This window comes from Roseibium aggregatum (assembly GCF_014692675.1).
GTDB lineage: Bacteria > Pseudomonadota > Alphaproteobacteria > Rhizobiales > Stappiaceae > Roseibium > Roseibium aggregatum_C.
The window spans coordinates 290,291-296,290 of sequence record NZ_JABFCZ010000001.1 but is presented as its reverse complement, the minus strand read 5'-3'; the positions used below and the strand labels follow the sequence as shown (position 1 = coordinate 296,290).

Here is a 6,000-nt window from a genome sequence, read left to right as displayed (position 1 = left end):
CCTCTTCAACAAACTCAAGAACTGGCGGCGCATCGCGACCCGCTACGACAAAACCAAGGAATCCTACCTCGGCTTTGTCGCGCTCGCCTCAGTCAAACTCTGGATACCCTTTGTCCACGAAGCCTAGGTGGCGAGATCGACTGATAATCTTCATATAGTAGAGGAGTAATGATAAAATTAAGAAAATAAGCGGCCATAATAGACTAAGTGAATATCCAATTATCCTGCAATGAATCATGACTCCTTTATTTGTCTCTCCGCCAATATAGGTCGTGCAAAGAAAAAAAGAAGCTATAAAAAAATAGATAGGATACAAAATAAAGGGAATAGAATCTAAAAGCATGAGCGTCATCCAATTTAATACATTGAATAGCCCCGAGTTTTCTAGACGCCCTCGGTTCTCATTTCCTGCTGCCGTTCGAACTCGACGGGTGACAGCATCCCGTTCCTCACATGCTTGCGCTTCGGGTTGTAGAACATCTCGATGTAGTCGAACACATCCTGCCGGGCTTCGGCGCGGGTCTTGTAGGTTCGACGCCGTATCCGTTCCCGCTTGAGCAGGTTGAAGAAGCTTTCGGCAACAGCGTTGTCGTGGCAGTTTCCACGTCGGCTCATCGAATGTTCCAGGTTATGAGCCCTGAGGAATGATGCCCAGTCCATGCTGGTGAATTGGGAGCCTTGGTCCGAGTGGATCAGCACCCGGTTCTTCGGCTTTCGTCGCCACACGGCCATCAGCAATGCCTGCAGGACCACGTCCGTCGTCTGACGGCTCTGCATCGACCACCCGACGACGCGGCGGGAATAGAGCTCGATCACGACGGCCAGATAGGCGAAGCCCTCGAGCGTCTTGATATAGGTGATGTCGGTGACCCAGACCCTGTCAGGTGCGTCGACGTCGAACTGCCGGTCCAATGTGTTGTCGATGACCAGTGACGGCTTGCCGCCATAGCTTCCCGGCCGACGCTTGTAGCCGATCTGAGCCTTGATGCCTGCCAAGCTGGCGAGACGTGCAACGCGGTTCGGGCAGCACGTCTCGCCCTGGTCCAGCAGATCGTCGTGGAGCTTGCGATAGCCATACACCTTGCCGCTATCCTTCCATGCCTTCCGGAGGAGCTCGGTCTGGCGAGCGTCTTCCTTCGCCCGTTTGCTCAGCGGGTTCTTCAGCCAGGCATAGAAGCCGCTCGGATGGATGCGCAGACACCGGCACATCGTCCGCACCGGGAACAGCGGACGATGCTCGGCGACGAACGCGTATCTCACTTTGCATCCTTGGCGAAATACGCGGTGGCTTTTTTTAGGATGTCGCGCTCCTCGGTGACCCTTGCCAGCTCGCCCTTCAACCGTCTGATCTCGGCGTCCCTGTCATCGCCGCCAGGCGGCCGCGAGAACTTCCTCTTCCACGCGTAAAGCGAATGCTGGCTGACGCCCAGCCGCTTCGATACCTCCGCAACCGGATAGCCCCGCTCGGTGATCTGCGCCACCGCGTCCCGTTTGAAATCCTCGGTGAAATTGAATTTGCCCATCATGGCCTCCTTGTCTCAAAATTAGGGAAGAAGGCGTCTACGAATCTAGGGGCTATTCACATGCTATCAAATTGCTCAGTTCAAAATTCGCATGCGACGAAATTTTTATCAATTTTTGATTGGGCTCGAAACCAGTTTGCGATGATAGGGTAAATGCTCATTGAGTGGCAATGTGACCACAAGACCGAAGATTAAGCCGATGCGAATTAGCGGCTCGAACTTTCGTTACCTTTCGCATATACACTAGAGGAATGTCGGCACTGTTCCTGGCAACCGGATTTGACTCAGAACTAAGTCGGATCTGCTCTTGCTAATTACCTTATTTGACAGTCTGAATCAGCTGGTTACCAGCGCGTTTCAAGGCTTTCAAGGCCATGTAGGAATGCCCCTTTGCGGTAAGCGGAACCAGAATGCGGCCCAGCGGATAGGCTTGCGCACCGAAGTGTTTCTTGTAGCCGTGCGAGCCCGGTCCGAAATAGAACTGTCGAATTCCTCTCTCCCTGGCCCATTCGATCGTCTTGCAGATAAGCACCGAGCCTGGTGAGTATCGATGCCAGCTCCCATCGCCCATCGATATCAGTGAGCCGTGAAACTCGCTGTCCGACACGAAAGAGAGGGCGGCAGCGATGGTTTCGTCATGTCGCTTCAATGCCAGAAGCACTGTTTGCGTGGTGCCGTCGCAATCGCCGGCCACCACATTTTTGAAAAACCGCTCCTGCTTTTCGCTCCACGGATCACGAGTGATGCCGGCCGCCCGCAAGTGACGCCTCTTGTATTCCATCAGCGACAACAGGGCTTTTTCGCGCTCGGTTGCGGTTTTGATTTCCGAGAATTCGACACCTTGTTCCGCCAATTTCCGGCCTTTTCGTTTGGCTTCCTTGAATACGGACTTGGTTTTCAGTTGCGCTCTGCTCTGCTCTCCATCCAGAGACAGAGCCAAGACATCCTTCCATTTTTCCATTCGGGACGAATGGAAAAACGGATTGTCCAGTCCGCCTATCTTTTCCGGGAGATTGAAGGCATCAAAAAGATCGACATCAGTCAGATTCTCCAAAATCACATCAACGATACAATCGTATTCGCATTTCCGAATGGGCTGTTCTTTCGCAAGAACGGGCGCATTGATATCCACCACGTCGAGATCCGCCATGGTGGCGACTTTGCAAAAGCCTCTGTCGATCGTCATCAGCGGCACTAACATAAGCGGATGGGTATCATCCTGCCGGCGGATGCTGAAAACGGAGAAAATCCGTTTAGAACTGGCTCTTTCCGCTTGAATGGCATGAAGCACATGAGGTGACTGAAAGGGGGTCGAGACCGGCCCGCCGGGCATTGAGGACCACAGATCCTTCAAAACAGCCAGTGTCGGCTGGTCATGTCTCGTGACGAAGAAATTCGCGCCGAGATTTTGCCTTGAATTTTTTTTGAGTGCGGCCAGCATCAATGCGAGACAACCCATATAAATTAAAAATAACCTAGTTTAGTTATATCTGAGGTGTGTTACTTAAAAGTGAAAGGCATAGTTGCGGCTTCGATAAAGAAGTATCTTGCTGTGTTTGGCAGTTCGGTGATTGTCTAGGGGTCCTGTTGACAAAGTGGATTCCCTATGTGGAACGGCTCTGCTGTTAAGGTGTCCGATGTCGTTCTGAAAGCCATGCTCGATCAGGGCGATATGGCATGAATAGATACGGACCGCTCTATTCAGAAACTTGATGGTCGATCGGAACTGCCGAATGAGAGACATTCACGCTTTCATCAGGGCCTCAATAAGTCCTTCGGTCAGGACACTTGTTTGAGCATGGCCGCAGCTGCCGGCATGAGCTTGAGACTTGCCGAGATGCGCTTTCGCCACTCCGGACCGGATTTCAATGCCAGATGATAGGCTTCAGCGAGGTCGTCGGGTCTTGTCTCAGTCAATGCTTCGATGAGAAATGCCGCTTGGACTCGGTCTTTGTGTGCCTTGAGCACCTCCGGTTCTCCCTGTCTTCGATCCGCAACAATCAGTTTATGCACCGCGTAGCGTTCGGGTCGCGGGATCTGCACAAGCACGCCGGAGCGATAGAGGAAGGGGACGCTTATCGGGTCCGCAATCAAATAATTGAGAAAGTGCAGACTGTGCGCGCTGACTCCAAGCGCCGGAAGATCGCGGATTGCCTCATCGTCTTCGAATGAGGGCGTCAGGAATTCAACCAACGTCTGGCGAGTTGTTTGCCGCCAGCGCCAGGTCTTGCCGCTTTTAATTGCGGGCAAAGGGTCGAATTGGAGTTCAGAAAAAACTTCCGCAAGCGGCGGCTGGACGGTATCTGCGAGGGCGAGGGACAAGCGCTCGATACTTGCAATATCAATGTCATCCGTTGCAGCCGACTGGTCAAACCCGATCCGAATGCCGAGTTCGCCTTCGTAGCAGCGGAAGGCCTGCGTACCGACGATCGTTCCGCCGAGCCGAAAGAAGCCTGCTCTGGCCATTGCCAAAACGATCTGACCGGATCCGACATCGGCGAACAGATACCCTTCTGCCCGCAATACCCGCATCAATCTTGCGCGTTCCCGTTCCGCCTGTTTCGAAGCCTTGGCGATCTCCGAATGCCGCTCCAGACGGCTCCGCAGCTCCGGCGTGTCTTCGCCTATATATCGGTCGATGGTTTTATTTCCGAGGCGAAAGTGATCGTACCAATAAGTCTTGGAGCCGATCACCTTCGAGCGTGGCGTGCCGCGCAGGTCTGAAACCACGCTGTCAGCCAAAGATCGCCGTAAATCCGTCCAAGCCGCCGTTCCAATTGCACTGTGATACTCGACTGCCACAATATACCCCACATACTTTTTCTAGTGGGGTAAAATAACATATTTAATACCCCATAAAAAATATTTTGTGGGGTATCAGTGGGAATTATATCTAATGCGCGTTCAATTGACGCGGGTCCTTTATCTTGCCTACGCCCGTTCCGGCCTGTGCAAATGATCGCTCTGCCGCGCTGACAGAAGATCTCTCCGGCGGGACCCAAAGCGTTTGCTATGCTCGACACAGCGTCCGTCGCAGGCGCTCTATAAAGACCGGGAATATAGCACACACAAAGCGCCGGACGCCTCTCTATTAAGAGATGCCATCAGGCAAAATGGCGAAAACATTGGAGGACTCCGCCTTGGTTTATCAGCCCCGGAGGGGCGCTTTTCTCGTGCCTGGAACGGCGGCACTTCGTGATCACGCCAAACATCTTCGGCACCATATTAGACGCGGAAGCCCACGATGATTTACAACGGTAGGGTCAATCCGAGGAGATTGGAGCAGCTCTTTGATCACCCGATTTTCAGGACCAAAGAGCAGGAATTGGGACATTCTGAATGGGCCGGTCATGAACGGCACAACCGCCACGAACCGGCTTCGCAAGGGTCAAGGGGCGTGCCGCCGAGACTGCAGAAGCGATCAAGGCTCAGATCCTCGGTTTCGGATGATGAACTATTCGATGAGGAATTCAGACAACAGTTTTTTGAGCCCTGGCATCGCACTTTGCGCCGCCTCCATGCCATGCAATTCCTGCAAGTGTTCCTTGACGGCTTCAAGAATCTCCTCGCGCTCTTCAGACGTCAGTTCGCGAATCACGTCTGCAAAGGGCATGTATCTGGGATTAATTTGCCGTGCGGCCAGTTTAAGCATGCCGCCGTCAATGAATATTTTAGCGGTGTATTCGATTTCTTCTTCTACGATTACACCCGATATTTCAGATGCCATCCCTAGTCTCCGTCCAGCGAGAAGTCTTACGCATTGGTGCTGCACAATGGACAATAACGCGCCAAACTCTCAGAACCAATGGGAAACTGCGCCTCGTCGAATGACGCTGTCGCTAAACGCATCGACCTACGGTGTTGATCAGCGGCGCCACCACAGCCAATTCCCGGTCGCTCAAATCAGTTTGACCTGATTCTGTGGACGGCCCCCACACCGGCACAGCGTGCGATGATTTGGCCGTTAAGCCGTGTGTGGACGGCTCCCTTGGTGCAAGAGGATTTTTGAAGCGACAAGCACCGGTCGGGTGCATCCATGTGTTCGGCCTGTTTGTGCAGCTCGACATGTCTGCTGGCCCTGATGAAGTCCGCAGATCGGTTCCCTGAGGTACAGGCCTCCATTCCGTTGAGGCATGGTGGAAGCGCAGAAAAGAAGGGGACGACTTCGCTTCGGCCTAACTTACACTTGGAGACAACTTTCCGTCGATGCCGATGGCGTGAACCTGAAACACGCGCTTGGCGAGATCGAGACCGACAACGTTAATATCCTGATGCATGGGAATGCTCCTTAGACCTGGCTTAACGGCCAAATCATCGCACACTGCGCCGGTGCGTGGGCCGTCCACAGCATCAGCTCCGACCAATCGGACTGCTGGCATGACGGCAAACCGGCTATCCGTGATTTGTCATCGAACCACAGAAGGCCGGCGGCCCTGGAAGGCCATGCCCTGGAGGGCGGTAGCTACAATGAGCGCTT

The 6,000-nt window shown here is 53.4% G+C and carries 4 protein-coding genes and 1 pseudogene; 1 reads left to right on the top strand and 4 read right to left on the bottom strand.

Going from position 1 to position 6,000, the window contains the following annotated elements; translation table 11 throughout:
* A pseudogene (locus HK439_RS01195) lies at positions 1–127 on the top strand (IS5/IS1182 family transposase); the annotation flags it as partial.
* 257 nt (positions 128–384) lie between these two features.
* Here HK439_RS01195 and HK439_RS01190 read toward each other — a convergent pair.
* The 4 genes from HK439_RS01190 to HK439_RS01175 form a co-directional block, all read right to left on the bottom strand.
* Positions 385–1,523 (bottom strand): IS3 family transposase gene (locus HK439_RS01190; protein ID WP_190289524.1). Its coding sequence is split into 2 segments (ribosomal slippage): positions 385–1,286 and positions 1,286–1,523, totalling 1,140 coding nucleotides; the frame shifts between segments, so codons are not numbered across the junction.
* 319 nt (positions 1,524–1,842) lie between these two features.
* Positions 1,843–2,964 (bottom strand): GNAT family N-acetyltransferase, encoded by a 1,122-nt coding sequence (locus HK439_RS01185; RefSeq protein ID WP_190289523.1) that lies wholly within the window; start codon positions 2,962–2,964, stop codon positions 1,843–1,845.
* Between the two features lie 338 nt (positions 2,965–3,302).
* Complete coding sequence (locus HK439_RS01180) at positions 3,303–4,265, bottom strand: GSU2403 family nucleotidyltransferase fold protein (RefSeq protein ID WP_209011482.1); 963 nt, start codon at positions 4,263–4,265, stop codon at positions 3,303–3,305.
* A gap of 712 nt (positions 4,266–4,977) precedes the next feature.
* Positions 4,978–5,250 (bottom strand): hypothetical protein, encoded by a 273-nt coding sequence (locus HK439_RS01175; RefSeq protein ID WP_190289521.1) that lies wholly within the window; start codon positions 5,248–5,250, stop codon positions 4,978–4,980.
* Between the last annotated feature and the right edge of the window lie 750 nt (positions 5,251–6,000).

Excerpts from the sequence above, each read along its gene's own strand:
- HK439_RS01185 (WP_190289523.1), bottom strand. The coding sequence starts at position 2,964 with ATGCTGGCCGCACTCAAAAAAAATTCAAGGCAAAATCTCGGCGCGAAT.
- HK439_RS01175 (WP_190289521.1), bottom strand. The coding sequence starts at position 5,250 with ATGGCATCTGAAATATCGGGTGTAATCGTAGAAGAAGAAATCGAATAC.